This is a genomic window from Pseudomonas halotolerans, assembly GCF_039581215.1.
Lineage (GTDB): Bacteria > Pseudomonadota > Gammaproteobacteria > Pseudomonadales > Pseudomonadaceae > Aquipseudomonas > Aquipseudomonas tehranensis.
Map to the genome: position 1 here is coordinate 1 of NZ_JBCNTJ010000021.1, position 13569 is coordinate 13569.

The following is a 13569-nucleotide window of genomic DNA, read 5'->3' on the forward strand; positions in this document are numbered from 1 at the left end:
CGTCGGCGTTTTTTTGTGCCGACGCTGGCAAAGCCGTCTTCATCGACGCAGCTATGCAGGCGGTTTTTTCAATGCGCGGCGCAGGGCCACGAGCAGTTTGACGATGTCGCGTGGATCGAGGTGTTGCGGGGCTTTCACGTCAGCCATGGTGATCTTCCTTGTGATGGGGCCCAGGCAGTCTGGCCATAAGCTGCGGTTCCTTGGAGAGGTCCGTCGAGAAATAGACCCGTCCTACAGCCAGGGGAAAAATAGCCTTCTTACATGGCCTCTGCAAATACCGTTGATCAATCTGGCCAGCTCCACGCTGGCGCATCCAGTATTGCCTGGCCGACGATGCCGGTCTGGCCCAGATCTTTCTCCAGCACGATGCAATTGCAATCGCCGTCCTGCTGCAAGGCGGTGATCAAGCGTCGGGCGTGGGAAACCACCCAGACCTGGCAATTCTCTGAAGCCCGGATGATCAACCGTGCCAAGGCCGGCAACAGGTCCGGGTGCAGGCTGGTTTCCGGTTCGTTGAGCACCATCAGCGAGGGGGGGCGTGGAGTGAGCAGTGCGGCTATCAGCAGCAGATAGCGCAGGGTCCCGTCTGACAGTTCGGCGGCCGACAGCGGGCGCAACAAGCCATGCTGGTGAAACTCGATGCCAAAACGCCCGCCTTGCAGTTTCTCGATATGCAGCCGGGCACCGGGAAATGCGTCGCTGATGGACGAATGCAGGGCTTGATCGTCGCCGATTTCCAGAATGGTTTGCAGGGCCGCGGCCAGGTCACGCCCGTCGTGGTGCAGCACCGGCGTGCGGGTGCCCAGTTGCGGCTGGCGCGCCGGGGCGTCGGCGTCGCTGCGAAAATGGTCGTAGAAGCGCCAGCGACGAATGAACTCACGCATCTGCAGCACCTCCGGCGAGGTGCGCAGGCTGCCGACCTGATCGAACAAACTGTCAAAGGTGGGGGTGTGCTGAGCCAGGACGTCCCATGCGCGGCCATCGCGGGCACGGATCATGGGCCCGTTGCGATCCACCAGCAGGCTGGCGGGACGAAACACCGGGCCGGCCCAGATGCATTCGCGCTTGATTTCAGGGTCCAGCGAAAACGCGGATAAACTCGGTTCCGGCAGGCCGAGGGAAATCGAATAGCTGAAATCTTCCCCGGCGAACCCCAGGCGCAGACGTTTGGTGCTGAGCCGCACCGTGGCCCCGATGGGCACCTCGCCGTTGCGCATGCGCCGGCTGATCACTTCCGGGCCGGCCCAGAAGGTCGAGTCCAGCCCGCCTTCACGAGCCAGGGCGTTGACCACGCCGCCCTGGGCCGTCTCCGCCAACAGGCGCAGGGCGCGATACAGATTGGATTTGCCACTGCCGTTGGGGCCGGTGATCAGGTTCAGCCGGCCCAGGGGGATCACCAGTTTGTTGATGGAGCGGTAGTTGGCCACCGCCAGTGTCTTGAGCATGGGCAATTTTTTCCTGCTGCCTGGAGGTGTAGGAGCTGTCGAGCGAAGCGAGGCTGCGATCTTTTGACCTTCGGCTTGAAACTCAACCGGCATCAAGGACAGATCGCAGCCTCGCTTCGCTCCTCAGCGCCTACAGCGAAAGCGTTAGTCTGCCTGATGACGCATCCATTGTGATCCCGTGCCAGGTGTTGAACCCTGTTCTAAGCTCACAGTCGTATCGTCACTGGTACGTTCGTACAACGCAAAGGAGTCTGCATGGCTGGTCCTCGAAGCAAAGTTTTGGTTGGCCTTGGCTTGTGTGCGTTGCTGGCCGGATGCGGTGATGAAACGCCCGAGGAAAAGGCCCTGCCGCGGGTTTTCGTGCAAGCCGCCGTGCCCACCGAATACGCGGCATCGGTGACCCTCACCGGTGACGTTCAGGCCCGGGTGCAGACCGACCTGTCCTTTCGCGTGAGCGGCAAGATCGTCGAGCGCAAGGTGGATGTCGGTGACCGGGTTTCGGCGCGACAGGTGCTCGCCCGGCTCGACCCCCAGGATTTGCAGACCCGCGTCGACTCCGCCCAGGCTCAGGTGGCCGCTGAACAGGCGCGGGTCGAGCAGAGTGCGGCGGCGTTCGTGCGCCAACAAAAACTCTTGCCCAAGGGCTATACCAGCCAGAGCGAATATGACACGGCCCAGGCGCAACTGCGCAGCAGTCAGAGTGCGCTGACCGCTGCCCAGGCCCAGTTGGCCAACGCTCGCGAACAACTGAGCTATACCGCGTTGATCGCCGAGGCGCCGGGCATCATCACGGCGCGGCAGGCGGAGGTCGGCCAAGTGGTACAGGCCACGGAACCGATCTTCAGCCTGGCCCAGGACGGAGAGCGCGACGCCGTGTTCAATATCTACGAATCACTGTTGCGCGAACGACCCTCGGACCCTGCAATCGTCATCAGCCTGCTGGACAACCCGGCCATCAAGACCACCGGTACGGTGCGCGAGATCACCCCGGCGGTCTCCGCTGAAACCGGCACCGTGCAGGTCAAGGTGACACTCAGTGAGTTACCCGAAGGCATGCGCTTGGGCTCGGTGGTCAGTGCCACCGCCAAGTCTGCCGGCCAGACCGCCGTGGAGCTGCCCTGGTCGGCGCTGACCAAGAACCTTCACGATCCGGCTGTGTGGCTGGTGGACGATGAAGGCAAGGCGCAGTTGCACAATGTCACCGTCGGCCGGTATCTCACCGGTAAGGTCATCATCAGCGACGGGCTCAAGGGGGGCGAGAAAGTGGTCACCGCGGGTGGGCAATTGCTGCACCCTGGCGTGCGCGTAGAGATCGCTGAAAATACCCATGAGAAGTCTCCGACGGGAGTCCAGCCATGAAGCGTTTATGGATGGTCTCGTCCGCCTTGCTGTTGGCAGCGTGCTCGAAGGAAGAGCCACCACCTGAGCCGGTGCGCCCGGTGTTGTCCATCGAGGTTCGCGCGCTCGACCAGCAAGCTCTTGGGCGCTTCGCGGGCAGTATCCAGGCCCGTTACGAGACCAATGTGGGGTTCCGCGTGCCGGGGCGGATCGCCAGCCGCAACGTCGATGTCGGCGCCGAAGTGAAGAAGGGCGATTTGCTCGCTACCCTCGACCCGACCGATCAACAGAACCAGTTGCGCGCCGCCCAGGGCGACCTGGCGCGGATCGAGGCGCAGTACATCAATGCCCAGGCCAATGCCCGTCGCCAGCAGCAGTTGTTCGACCGTGGTGTCGGTGCCCAGGCGCAATTGGACATCGCCCAGACTGACCTGAAAACCACCGCCGCTTCCCTGGAACAGGCCCGTGCCTCGGTGGAGCAGGCGCGCGACCAACTCAACTACAGCCAGTTGCACAGCGACCACGATGCCGTGGTGACGGCCTGGAACGCCGAGGCCGGGCAGGTGGTCACGGCCGGCCAGCAAGTGGTGACTCTGGCTCGCCCGGACATCAAGGAAGCGGTGATCGACCTGCCCGCCGGCCTGGCCGAGCGTCTGCCCGCTGACGTCGTGTTCGAGGTCGCCGCGCAACTGGACCCGACCATCCGCACGACCGCCATCGTGCGCGAGATCGAACCCCAGGCCCAAAGTGCCACTCGCACGCGCCGCGCACGCCTGACCCTGGCCGACACACCGCCAGGCTTTCGCCTGGGCACGGCCATCAGCGTGACCCTGAGTTCAACCATCGAGCCACGCATCGAGCTGCCGCTGAGCGCGTTGCAAGAGATCGATGGCAAGGCGCGGATCTGGCTGGTCGATCCGCAGAGTCAGACTGTTTCCCCCCATGAAGTGAGAATCCTCAGCCGCTCCACCGACTCGGTGCTGGTGGCCAATGGCATCAAACCCGGCGACCGTGTGGTCAGCGCCGGTGTGAACAGCCTCCAGCCGGGGCAGAAAGTGAAACTCGACGAGGACGCACGATGAAAGGGCCTTTCAACTTATCCGAATGGGCCCTGCGGCATCAGTCGTTCGTCTGGTACCTAATGTTCGTCGCGCTGTTGATGGGGGTGTTTTCGTACATGAACCTGGGGCGCGAAGAGGACCCCTCGTTCACCATCAAGACCATGGTCATCCAGACCCGTTGGCCCGGCGCGACCCAGGAGGAAACCCTCAAGCAGGTCACCGACCGCATCGAGAAAAAACTCGAAGAGCTCGACTCCCTCGACTACGTCAAAAGCTATACCCGGCCAGGGGAGTCGACGGTGTTCGTGTACCTGCGCGATACCACCGGCGCCGAGGAAATCCCCGAAATCTGGTACCAGGTTCGCAAGAAAATCGACGATATCCGTGGTGACTTCCCCCAAGGCCTGCAGGGCCCGGGATTCAACGATGAGTTCGGCGATGTGTACGGGTCGGTCTATGCCTTCACCGGCGACGGACTTTCGATGCGTCAGTTGCGCGATTATGTGGAGCAGGTGCGCGCCGAGATCCGTGAGGTGCCCGGCCTGGGCAAGGTCGAGATGGTGGGTGAGCAGGATGAAGTCCTGTACCTGAATTTTTCGACCCGCAAGCTCGCTGCGCTGGGCATCGATCAGCGCCAGGTGGTGCAGAGCCTGCAATCGCAGAACGCTGTGACTCCCGCCGGGGTGATCGACGCCGGGCCAGAGCGGATTTCCGTGCGCACTTCCGGGCAGTTCCAGTCGGAAAAGGACCTGGCCAACGTCAATCTGCGGCTCAATGATCGTTTTTATCGACTGGCCGATATCGCTGACATCCGCCGCGGTTATGTCGACCCCGCGACCCCGATGTTTCGCTTCAACGGCACGCCGGCCATCGGCCTGGCCATTGCGATGAAGAAGGGCGGCAACATCCAGGAATTCGGCAAGGCACTGCACGCGCGCATGAACCAACTGACCGCCGACCTGCCAGTGGGCGTCGACGTGCATACCGTGTCGGACCAGGCGGAGGTGGTGGAGGAAGCGGTCGGTGGTTTCACCAGCGCGTTGTTCGAGGCGGTGATTATCGTGCTGGTGGTCAGCTTTATCAGCCTTGGCTTACGAGCTGGGCTGGTGGTGGCTTGCTCGATACCACTGGTATTGGCGATGGTCTTTGTGTTCATGGAATACAGCGGCATTACCATGCAGCGGATTTCCCTCGGTGCGCTGATCATCGCCCTCGGCCTGCTGGTGGACGACGCGATGATCACCGTGGAAATGATGGTCACGCGCCTGGAGAAAGGTGAAACCAAGGAGCAGGCCGCGACGTTTGCCTATACCTCAACGGCGTTCCCGATGCTCACCGGGACCCTTGTGACCGTGGCCGGGTTCGTGCCGATCGGCCTGAACGCCAGCTCCGCTGGCGAGTACACCTTTACCCTGTTTGCGGTGATTGCCGTGGCGATGCTGGTGTCGTGGATCGTCGCGGTGCTGTTCGCGCCGGTGATCGGCGTGCATATCCTCAGCACCAATGTGAAGCCCCACAGCGCCGAGCCGGGGCGGATCGGTCGAGCGTTCAATGGCGGCTTGCTGTGGGCGATGCGCAATCGCTGGTGGGCCATCGGCATCACCGTGCTGCTGTTTGTGTTGGCGGTGTTTTGCATGCGTTTTGTGCAGAACCAGTTCTTCCCGTCTTCGGACCGCCCGGAAATCCTGGTGGACCTGAACCTGCCGCAGAACGCTTCGATGGACGAGACGCGCAAAGCGGTTGATCGCCTGGAGGCGACGCTCAAGGGCGACCCGGACATCGAGCGCTGGAGCACCTACATCGGTGAGGGCGCGATTCGTTTCTACCTGCCGCTGGACCAGCAGTTGCAGAATCCGTACTACGCGCAGCTGGTGATCGTCAGCAAGGGCCTGGAGTCGCGCACGGCCCTCACCGAACGGCTGCAAAAGCGTCTGCGCGAGGACTTCGTCGGGATTGGCAGCTACGTGCAAGCCCTGGAAATGGGCCCGCCGGTAGGGCGGCCGATCCAGTACCGGGTCAGCGGCAAGGACATCGACCAGGTGCGCAAGCACGCCATCGAACTTGCCAGTGAACTGGACAAGAACAGCCACATCGGCGAAATCATTTACGACTGGAACGAGCCGGGCAAGGTGCTGCGTATCGACATTGCCCAAGACCGGGCGCGGCAACTGGGTTTGTCTTCGGAAGACGTGGCCAGGTTGATGAACAGCATCGTCAGCGGTTCACCGGTGACCCAGGTCAATGACGATATTTACCTGATCAACGTGGTCGGGCGTGCCGAAGACGCCGAGCGCGGTTCGCCGGAGACCTTGCAGAATTTGCAGATCGTCACGCCGAGCGGCACCTCCATTCCGCTGCTGGCGTTTGCCACGGTGCGCTATGAACTGGAACAACCCCTGGTGTGGCGTCGCGACCGCAAGCCCACCATTACTATCAAGGCCGCGGTGCGCGATGAAATCCAGCCCACCGACCTGGTGAAACAACTGCAGCCGGCCATCGATAAATTCGCTGCCGGCCTGCCGGCGGGCTACAAGGTTGCCACCGGGGGCACGGTGGAAGAAAGCAGCAAAGCCCAAGGGCCGATCGCCAGCGTCGTGCCGCTGATGCTGTTTCTGATGGCGACCTTCCTGATGATCCAGCTGCATAGCGTGCAGAAAATGTTCCTGGTGGCCAGCGTCGCGCCCCTGGGGTTGATCGGTGTGGTGCTGGCGCTGGTGCCGACGGGCACGCCCATGGGCTTTGTGGCGATTCTCGGGATCCTCGCGTTGATCGGCATCATTATCCGCAACTCGGTGATCCTGGTGACCCAGATCGATGAGTATGAACGTGACGGATATGAGCCCTGGGATGCGGTGGTGCAAGCCACCGAACATCGCCGTCGGCCGATCCTGCTCACCGCGGCCGCCGCGAGCCTGGGGATGATCCCGATTGCCCGGGAAGTGTTCTGGGGGCCGATGGCTTACGCGATGATTGGCGGGATCATCATCGCCACCCTGCTGACGTTGTTGTTCCTGCCGGCGCTGTATGTGGCCTGGTACAAGATTCGCGAGCCCAAGCGCGACTGATCGTGCGGGCCTAAGGCATAAGGGCTGCTGTGCTGCCCATCGCGAGCAGGCTCGCTCCCACATTGGATCTCGGTTGTACGCAACACGTGTGGCCGCTGAGATCTACTGTGGGAGCGAGCCTGCTCGCGATGCGGGCGCCTGGTCCCCTCTATTTACGCAACAACCGCAGCCCATTGAACACCACCAGCAAACTCACCCCCATGTCGGCGAACACTGCCATCCACATGGTGGCAACCCCGGCAAAGGTGAATCCCAGAAAGATCGCCTTGATGACCAGCGCCAAAGCGATGTTCTGTTTCAGGATGCTCGAAGTCTGCCGCGACAGACGGATGAACGCCGGAATCTTGCGCAAATCATCGTCCATCAGGGCAACATCGGCGGTTTCGATGGCGGTGTCGGTGCCCGCCGCCGCCATGGCGAAACCGATTTCCGAGCGCGCCAGGGCAGGGGCGTCGTTGATGCCGTCGCCCACCATGCCGACCCGGTGACCCAAGGCATACAGGTCTTCGATCGCTTGCAGCTTGTCGCCCGGCAACAGATCGCCTCGGGCCTGATCGATGCCCACCTGCGCGGCAATCGCCTCGGCGGTATGGGCGTTGTCGCCAGTGAGCATCAAGGTCTTGATGCCCAGCTCATGCAACTGCTGGATGGCCTCACGGCTGGAGTCCTTCACCGTGTCGGCGACGGCAAACAGCGCCAAGGGGCCTGAGTGGTCGAGCAACAGCACCACGGACTTGCCTTGTTTTTCCAAGGCGAAAAGTTGCTCTTCGAGCTCGGGGGAGCACAGGCCCAGGTCCTCCACCAACCGGTGATTGCCCAAGTGGTAGGTCTGGCCGTTGATATCGCCGCGCACCCCGCGTCCCGGCAGCGCCGCAAAGTTATCCACAGGGTGCGGTGCCAGCCGGTTATCCACAGCTGCGTTGGCGATCGCGTGAGAGACCGGATGGTCGGAGCGTGCGGCAAGACTGGCGGCCAACGCAGGGGCGGTTACTTCCGCTGTTGGGTCGAGTGGAACGTAGTCGGTCTGCACTGGCTTGCCATGGGTGATCGTGCCGGTCTTGTCCAGGGCCAGATAATCGAGCTTGTGGCCGCCTTCCAGGTACACGCCGCCTTTGATCAGAATGCCTTTGCGCGCCGCCGCGGCGAGGCCGCTGACAATGGTTACCGGGGTGGAAATCACCAGCGCACACGGGCAGGCCACTACTAGTAGCACCAGCGCCCGGTAGATCCAGTCGAACCAGGTCGCCCCCATGAACAGCGGCGGGATGATCGCCACCGCCAGGGCGAGGGCAAACACCGCAGGGGTGTAGATTTTCGAGAACTGATCGACGAAACGCTGGGTCGGGGCGCGAGAGCCCTGGGCCTGCTCCACGGCGTGGATGATCCGCGCCAGGGTGGAGTGGTCGGCTGCGGCGGTCACGGTGTATTCCAGTTCACCGGCCTGGTTGATGGTGCCGGCGAAGACCTTGTCGCCCACGGTTTTTTCCACCGGCAGGCTCTCGCCGGTAATGGGCGCCTGGTCGATGGTGGAGCGACCGGCAACGACGTCCCCGTCCAGACCCACCCGTTCGCCTGGGCGAACCCGCACCCGTGCGCCGAGGTTGATGGCCTTGACCGCTTGCACCTGCCAGCTGCCATCGGCCTGTTGCACGGTGGCTTGTTCCGGGGCCATCTGCATCAGGCCGCCGATGGCGTTGCGCGCCCGGTCCAGGGACTTGGCCTCGATCAGTTCAGCCACCGTGAACAGGAACATCACCATCGCCGCTTCCGGCCATTGGCCGATCAGCACCGCACCGGTCACCGCGATGCTCATCAGTGCATTGATGTTCAGGTTGCGGTTTTTCAGGGCGATCCAGCCCTTTTTGTATGTACCGAGACCGCCGCTGAGGATCGATACCAACGCCATTAGCGCGACCACCCACTCCGGCGCCGTGTTGGTGAAATGGATCACTTCGGCACCCAGGGCGGTGACACCCGACAGCGCCAGCGGCCACCAGGGCTTGGCCTGGGCGGGCAATTCGCTGGTTTCTTTTTCCTGGCCAGGGGCCAACGGCTCGGCCTGCATGCCCAGGGACTGGATCGCATTGATGATCGGCGTGTCGTTGGGTAAGTCGTGAGTCACGCCCAGCACGCGGTTGATCAGGTTGAATTCCAGTTGTTGCACGCCTTCAAGTTTGCCGAGCTTGTTCTGGATCAGCGTTTGTTCGGTGGGGCAGTCCATGGCCTGGATGCGAAAACTGCTCAGCCGAGCGCCGTCCGTCGGGGCCTTGCCGAGCTTGACTACCGACGGTGCCGCTTTCGCAGAGCAGCAGGAATGCCCGTGGTCATGGCCGTGGTCGGGCTTGTGGGTGTGAATGGAATCGCTCATCGGGTTACGTCCGTGAAAAGTGCCTGTTGCACAGTAAAGACCCTGTAGCCACTATAGGGTCAAGCATCTGTTTTGGAGGCAACGCCATGAAGATCGGCGAACTGGCAAAAATCACCGACTGTCAGGTCGAAACCATTCGCTACTACGAGCGCGAAGGCTTGCTGCCGGAGCCGGCCCGCAGCGACGGTAATTATCGTGTCTACACCCAGGCTCATGCCGAGCGGCTGACGTTCATCCGTAACTGCCGCACCCTGGACATGACCCTGGAAGAAATCCGCAGCCTCCTGGCCCTGCGCGACAGCCCCCAGGACCAGTGCGAAAACGTCAACGCGCTGATCGACGAACACATCCATCACGTCAAGGCGCGCATCGACGGTCTGCTGGCCTTGCAGACACAACTGATCGACCTGCGCCATCGGTGTGGTGAAGGGCCGGACCTGGATCAATGCGGGATCTTGCAGCGCTTGGAAGTGAGTGGCGCGGTGGTGCCGGAGGTGGAGCCTTCACATGTGGGGCGCAGTCATGGGCATTGAGTGCCCGTGCCACCGATCTTGACCCCATGGAGATCCAATGTGGGAGCGAGCTTGCTCGCGATAGCGGCTTGGCAGTCAACATCTAGGTTGAATGTAATGGCCTCATCGCGAGCAAGCTCGCTCCCACAGGGGATGGTGGTGTTGTTCAGACCGCCATCGGCGCGGTCATCGGCGCGTGGTGCTGGTAGCCCTCGAGGGAGAAGTCGCTCGGTTCCACCCGTTCCAGCCATTCAGGCTGGTACACGCCAGTTTTGGCGAACTCCGGCACGCGCTCGGAAATCACCAGTTTGGGCATCGGGAACGGCTCACGGGTGAGCTGTTCGTTGAGCATGTCCAGGTGGTTTTCGTAGACGTGGGCGTCGCCGATGAAGTAGGTGAACCAGCGTGGCGTGTAGCCGGTCAGGCGACCGATCAGGCTCAGCAGCGCGGCGCCTTCGGTGAGGTTGAATGGCGTGCCCAGGCCCAGGTCGTTGGAGCGGATGTAGAGGGTCAGGGAAATTTCCTTGGTCTCGACATTCGGGTGGAACTGGTAGAGCAAATGGCAGGGCGGCAGGGCCATTTCATCGAGCTGGGCGCAGTTCCAGCCGTGGAACAGGATCCGCCGGCTGCCCGGGTCCTGGATGATGGTGTCCACGCACTGGCGCACCTGGTCGATGGCTTTGTAAAGCACCACGTAGGCCTGACCGTTTTCTTCGCCTTCGGCGATCTGCCGGTAACCCTGGGCCAGGGTCTGTTCAATGGCCGCCGGGTTGCTCACAGGGATCTGCTTGTAAGCCGGCCACTTGCGCCATTGCACGCCGTAGATCTCGCCCAGGTCGTCTTCGCCCTGGCGAAACGGGTTGGCCAGCCATTGGGCGTTTTCGTTGGCGTTCTGATCCCAGACCTTGCAGCCCAGGGCACGGAATTCGGCAGCGTTGTTGACCCCGCGCAGGAAACCGCACATCTCGCCGATGGCCGACTTGAAGGCCATTTTACGTGTGGTGATGGCCGGGAAGCCGTCCTTCAAGTCATAGCGCAACATGGCGCCGGGAAAGCTGATGGTGTTCACGCCCGTGCGGTTGGCTTGCTTGGTGCCGTTCTTGATGACGTGGGCCACCAGATCGAGATATTGCTTCATGGGTTACCTGTGTCCTTGAACCCGGGGCCAGCGCCCCGGGGTTCGAATTAAACCTTGGCCGCCGCAGCCGGCGCACGATGGTAGGCCAGCCAGATCAGCGCCAGGCCACCGATGATCATCGGCAGGCACAGCAACTGGCCCATGGTCAGCCAGTTCCACGCCAGGTAGCCGAGTTGGGCGTCTGGTACGCGGACGAATTCAACGATGAAACGGAAGATCCCGTAGAACAGCGCGAACATGCCCGACACGGCCATGGTCGGCCTTGGCTTGCGCGAGAACAGCCACAGGATGGCAAACAGTGCCACGCCTTCGAGCGCGAACTGGTACAGCTGCGAAGGGTGACGGGGTAGCTGCGCCGGGTCGCTGAACGGTGGGAAGACCATCGCCCATGGCACGTCGGTGGCCTTGCCCCACAATTCGGCGTTGATGAAGTTGCCGATGCGCCCGGCCCCCAGGCCAATCGGCACCATTGGCGCGACGAAGTCCATCAGCTCGAAAAACGACTTGTTGTTGCGTTTACCGAACCACAGCGCTGCCAGCATCACGCCGATGAACCCGCCGTGGAACGACATGCCGCCCTTCCAGACTTCGAAGATCAGCGTCGGATTGGCCAGGTACGCGCTCAGGTCGTAGAACAAAACGTAACCCAGGCGTCCGCCGACGATCACGCCCATGGATAGCCAGAACACCAGGTCCGAGAGCTTTTCCTTGTTCCAGGTCGGATCGAAACGGTTGAGCCGGCTCGACGCCAGCAGCCAGGCGCCGCCGATGCCGATCAGGTACATCAGGCCGTACCAGTGGATTTTCAGCGGGCCGATGGCCAGGGCCACCGGATCGATCTGCGGGTAAGGCAGCATTGATATTCCTCGTAAACGTCAACAATATCCGGGCGACGCTGCCACCTCGGGATTAAGCCAGGATTGTGTCAGAGCAGAAAACTCAAGCCCACGCTGAACAGCAAAGCGGCGAACAGCCTTTTGAGCAAGCGCGGTGACAGGCGATGGGCCAGTCGCGCGCCGAAGCGGGCGAAAACCATGCTCGTCAGGGCAATGCCCAGCAACGCCGGTAAATAAATAAAACCGAGACTATGAGCCGGCAGCAGGGGATCTTGCCAGCCCAGAATCATGAAACTTAATGCACTGACCAGGGCAATCGGCAACCCGCAGGCCGATGAAGTCGCCACCGCCTGTTGCATCGGCACGCTGCGCCAGGTCAGGAACGGCACGGTCAGCGAGCCGCCGCCGATGCCGAAAATCGCCGAGGCCCAGCCGATCACCGTTCCCGCCATGGTCAACCCGACCTTGCCCGGAACTGTGCGGCTGGCCTTGGGCCGCAAGTCCAGACCTAGCTGCACGGCGACAATCAGGGCGAACACGCCGATGATTTTTTGCAGGTTCGGGCCGGAAATCGCTTCGGCAGTGACGGCTCCGAAACCGGCACCGATCAGAATGCCGACGGTCATCCAGGCGAAAATCGGCCAGCGCACCGCGCCTTTGCGCTGATGCTCGCGCACGGCATTGACCGAAGTGAAGATGATCGATGCCAGGGACGTGCCGACCGCCAGGTGCGTCAGCACCAGTGGGTCGAAGCCCTGCAAGGTAAAACTGAACACCAGCACCGGGACGATGATGATCCCGCCACCCACGCCGAACAGTCCGGCCAGCACGCCGGCACAGGCGCCGAGCAGCAGATAGAGCACAAATTCCACCAGCGTCCCTCGCCCATCCTCGAAACAAGAGCGGCATGGTAACGGATCCATGGCCTTGGGCTCCACTCAAGGCGATGGATGCCGGGGCGATGTCTGGGTAGAGTGAAACCCACCACAGCTGTGCTCGGCTTTATTTTCAATGGGACTACCTGATGTGCCTGATCGTATTTGCCTGGCGACCTGGACACCCCCAGCCGCTGATCGTGGCGGCCAACCGCGACGAGTTCTACGCGCGCCCGACCTTGCCCCTGGCGCAATGGCCTGACGCCCCTGATGTGCATGCCGGGCGCGATCTGGAAGCCGGGGGGACCTGGCTTGGCGTCGGCGCCGATGGCCGCTTCGCTGCCCTGACCAACATTCGCGACCCGGGCCAGCCGCCGGGCTTCAAGTCCCGTGGTGAACTGGTGGCGCGATTTTTGAGCGGAAATCTTTCAATTGCCGATTATTTGAGCGAAGTCGTACCCCGTGCCAGCGAGTTTGGCGGGTTCAACCTGCTGCTCGGCGATGGTACTGAGCTCTGGCACTTCAACGCCCGCGATGCCCGCCCACAGCGGTTGGCCGAGGGGGTCTACGGTTTGTCGAACGCCGGGCTCAATACCCCTTGGCCCAAGCTGCTCAAAGCCCGGGCAGCGCTGGTCGAGGTACTGGACGATCCGCAGCCCCAAGCCCTGTTGGCGCTGCTGAACGACCCGCAGCCGGCCCCGGTAGCCGAACTGCCGGATACCGGCGTGGGGCTGGCGACCGAGACGCTGCTTTCGAGTGTGTTCATCGCCAGTCCTGCTTACGGGACGCGAGCGAGTACCGCGTTGATTGTCCATGCCGATGGGACGCGGCATTTGGTCGAGCGCAGTTTTGGGCCGCTTGGGGGGCATTTGGGGGAGGTGGAGGTCAGGGTTTAGTTTTGTGGTGCTTGTGCCGGCCTCTTCGCGAGCAA

General features: G+C 62.3%; 10 protein-coding genes. 5 read left to right on the forward strand and 5 right to left on the reverse strand.

What is annotated here, in order from left to right:
* Window positions 1–284 precede the first annotated feature (284 nt).
* Window positions 285–1445, reverse strand: a complete 1161-nt coding sequence (locus tag AAIS01_RS23075) for an AAA family ATPase (protein WP_343470861.1) — start codon at window positions 1443–1445, stop codon at window positions 285–287.
* Between the two features lie 255 nt (window positions 1446–1700).
* Here AAIS01_RS23075 and AAIS01_RS23080 point away from each other — a divergent pair, with 255 nt between their 5' ends.
* From AAIS01_RS23080 to AAIS01_RS23090, 3 genes are read left to right on the forward strand one after another with little or no spacing between them, the layout of a single operon-like run.
* On the forward strand, window positions 1701–2804 hold the full coding sequence (locus AAIS01_RS23080; protein ID WP_343470862.1) for an efflux RND transporter periplasmic adaptor subunit: 1104 nt from the start codon (window positions 1701–1703) through the stop codon (window positions 2802–2804).
* Window positions 2801–3865, forward strand: a complete 1065-nt coding sequence (locus AAIS01_RS23085) for an efflux RND transporter periplasmic adaptor subunit (RefSeq protein WP_343470863.1) — start codon at window positions 2801–2803, stop codon at window positions 3863–3865. The genes AAIS01_RS23080 and AAIS01_RS23085 overlap by 4 nt, the downstream gene beginning before the upstream one ends.
* A complete protein-coding gene (locus AAIS01_RS23090) occupies window positions 3862–6909 on the forward strand; it encodes an efflux RND transporter permease subunit (protein ID WP_343470864.1) in 3048 nt (1015 codons plus the stop codon). The genes AAIS01_RS23085 and AAIS01_RS23090 overlap by 4 nt, the downstream gene beginning before the upstream one ends.
* 148 nt (window positions 6910–7057) lie before the next feature.
* On the opposite strand, the gene AAIS01_RS23095 is transcribed toward AAIS01_RS23090, so the two are convergent.
* On the reverse strand, window positions 7058–9277 hold the full coding sequence (locus AAIS01_RS23095; RefSeq protein ID WP_343470865.1) for a heavy metal translocating P-type ATPase: 2220 nt from the start codon (window positions 9275–9277) through the stop codon (window positions 7058–7060).
* Window positions 9278–9363: 86 nt separating this feature from the next.
* Between AAIS01_RS23095 and cadR the strand changes: the two genes are divergently transcribed.
* Window positions 9364–9810: a Cd(II)/Pb(II)-responsive transcriptional regulator gene (cadR, locus tag AAIS01_RS23100; protein ID WP_343470866.1), complete on the forward strand. Its 447-nt coding sequence runs from the start codon at window positions 9364–9366 to the stop codon at window positions 9808–9810.
* Between the two features lie 145 nt (window positions 9811–9955).
* On the opposite strand, the gene AAIS01_RS23105 is transcribed toward cadR, so the two are convergent.
* The 3 genes from AAIS01_RS23105 to AAIS01_RS23115 form a co-directional block, all read right to left on the reverse strand.
* Window positions 9956–10927: a thymidylate synthase gene (locus AAIS01_RS23105; protein WP_343470867.1), complete on the reverse strand. Its 972-nt coding sequence runs from the start codon at window positions 10925–10927 to the stop codon at window positions 9956–9958.
* Window positions 10928–10974: 47 nt separating this feature from the next.
* The gene (lgt, locus tag AAIS01_RS23110; RefSeq protein WP_343470868.1) at window positions 10975–11784 is read right to left on the reverse strand and encodes a prolipoprotein diacylglyceryl transferase; all 810 of its coding nucleotides are present in this window, start codon (window positions 11782–11784) and stop codon (window positions 10975–10977) included.
* Between the two features lie 68 nt (window positions 11785–11852).
* A complete protein-coding gene (locus tag AAIS01_RS23115; RefSeq protein ID WP_343470944.1) occupies window positions 11853–12635 on the reverse strand; it encodes a sulfite exporter TauE/SafE family protein in 783 nt (260 codons plus the stop codon).
* Between the two features lie 152 nt (window positions 12636–12787).
* Here AAIS01_RS23115 and AAIS01_RS23120 point away from each other — a divergent pair, with 152 nt between their 5' ends.
* Window positions 12788–13534 (forward strand): NRDE family protein, encoded by a 747-nt coding sequence (locus tag AAIS01_RS23120; protein ID WP_343470869.1) that lies wholly within the window; start codon window positions 12788–12790, stop codon window positions 13532–13534.
* Window positions 13535–13569 lie beyond the last annotated feature (35 nt).

Coding starts and splice junctions, on each gene's coding strand:
- AAIS01_RS23075 (WP_343470861.1), bottom strand. CDS start 1,445: ATGCTCAAGACACTGGCGGTGGCCAACTACCGCTCCATCAACAAACTG.
- AAIS01_RS23080 (WP_343470862.1), top strand. CDS start 1,701: ATGGCTGGTCCTCGAAGCAAAGTTTTGGTTGGCCTTGGCTTGTGTGCG.
- AAIS01_RS23085 (WP_343470863.1), top strand. CDS start 2,801: ATGAAGCGTTTATGGATGGTCTCGTCCGCCTTGCTGTTGGCAGCGTGC.
- AAIS01_RS23090 (WP_343470864.1), top strand. CDS start 3,862: ATGAAAGGGCCTTTCAACTTATCCGAATGGGCCCTGCGGCATCAGTCG.
- AAIS01_RS23095 (WP_343470865.1), bottom strand. CDS start 9,277: ATGAGCGATTCCATTCACACCCACAAGCCCGACCACGGCCATGACCAC.
- cadR (WP_343470866.1), top strand. CDS start 9,364: ATGAAGATCGGCGAACTGGCAAAAATCACCGACTGTCAGGTCGAAACC.
- AAIS01_RS23105 (WP_343470867.1), bottom strand. CDS start 10,927: ATGAAGCAATATCTCGATCTGGTGGCCCACGTCATCAAGAACGGCACC.
- lgt (WP_343470868.1), bottom strand. CDS start 11,784: ATGCTGCCTTACCCGCAGATCGATCCGGTGGCCCTGGCCATCGGCCCG.
- AAIS01_RS23120 (WP_343470869.1), top strand. CDS start 12,788: ATGTGCCTGATCGTATTTGCCTGGCGACCTGGACACCCCCAGCCGCTG.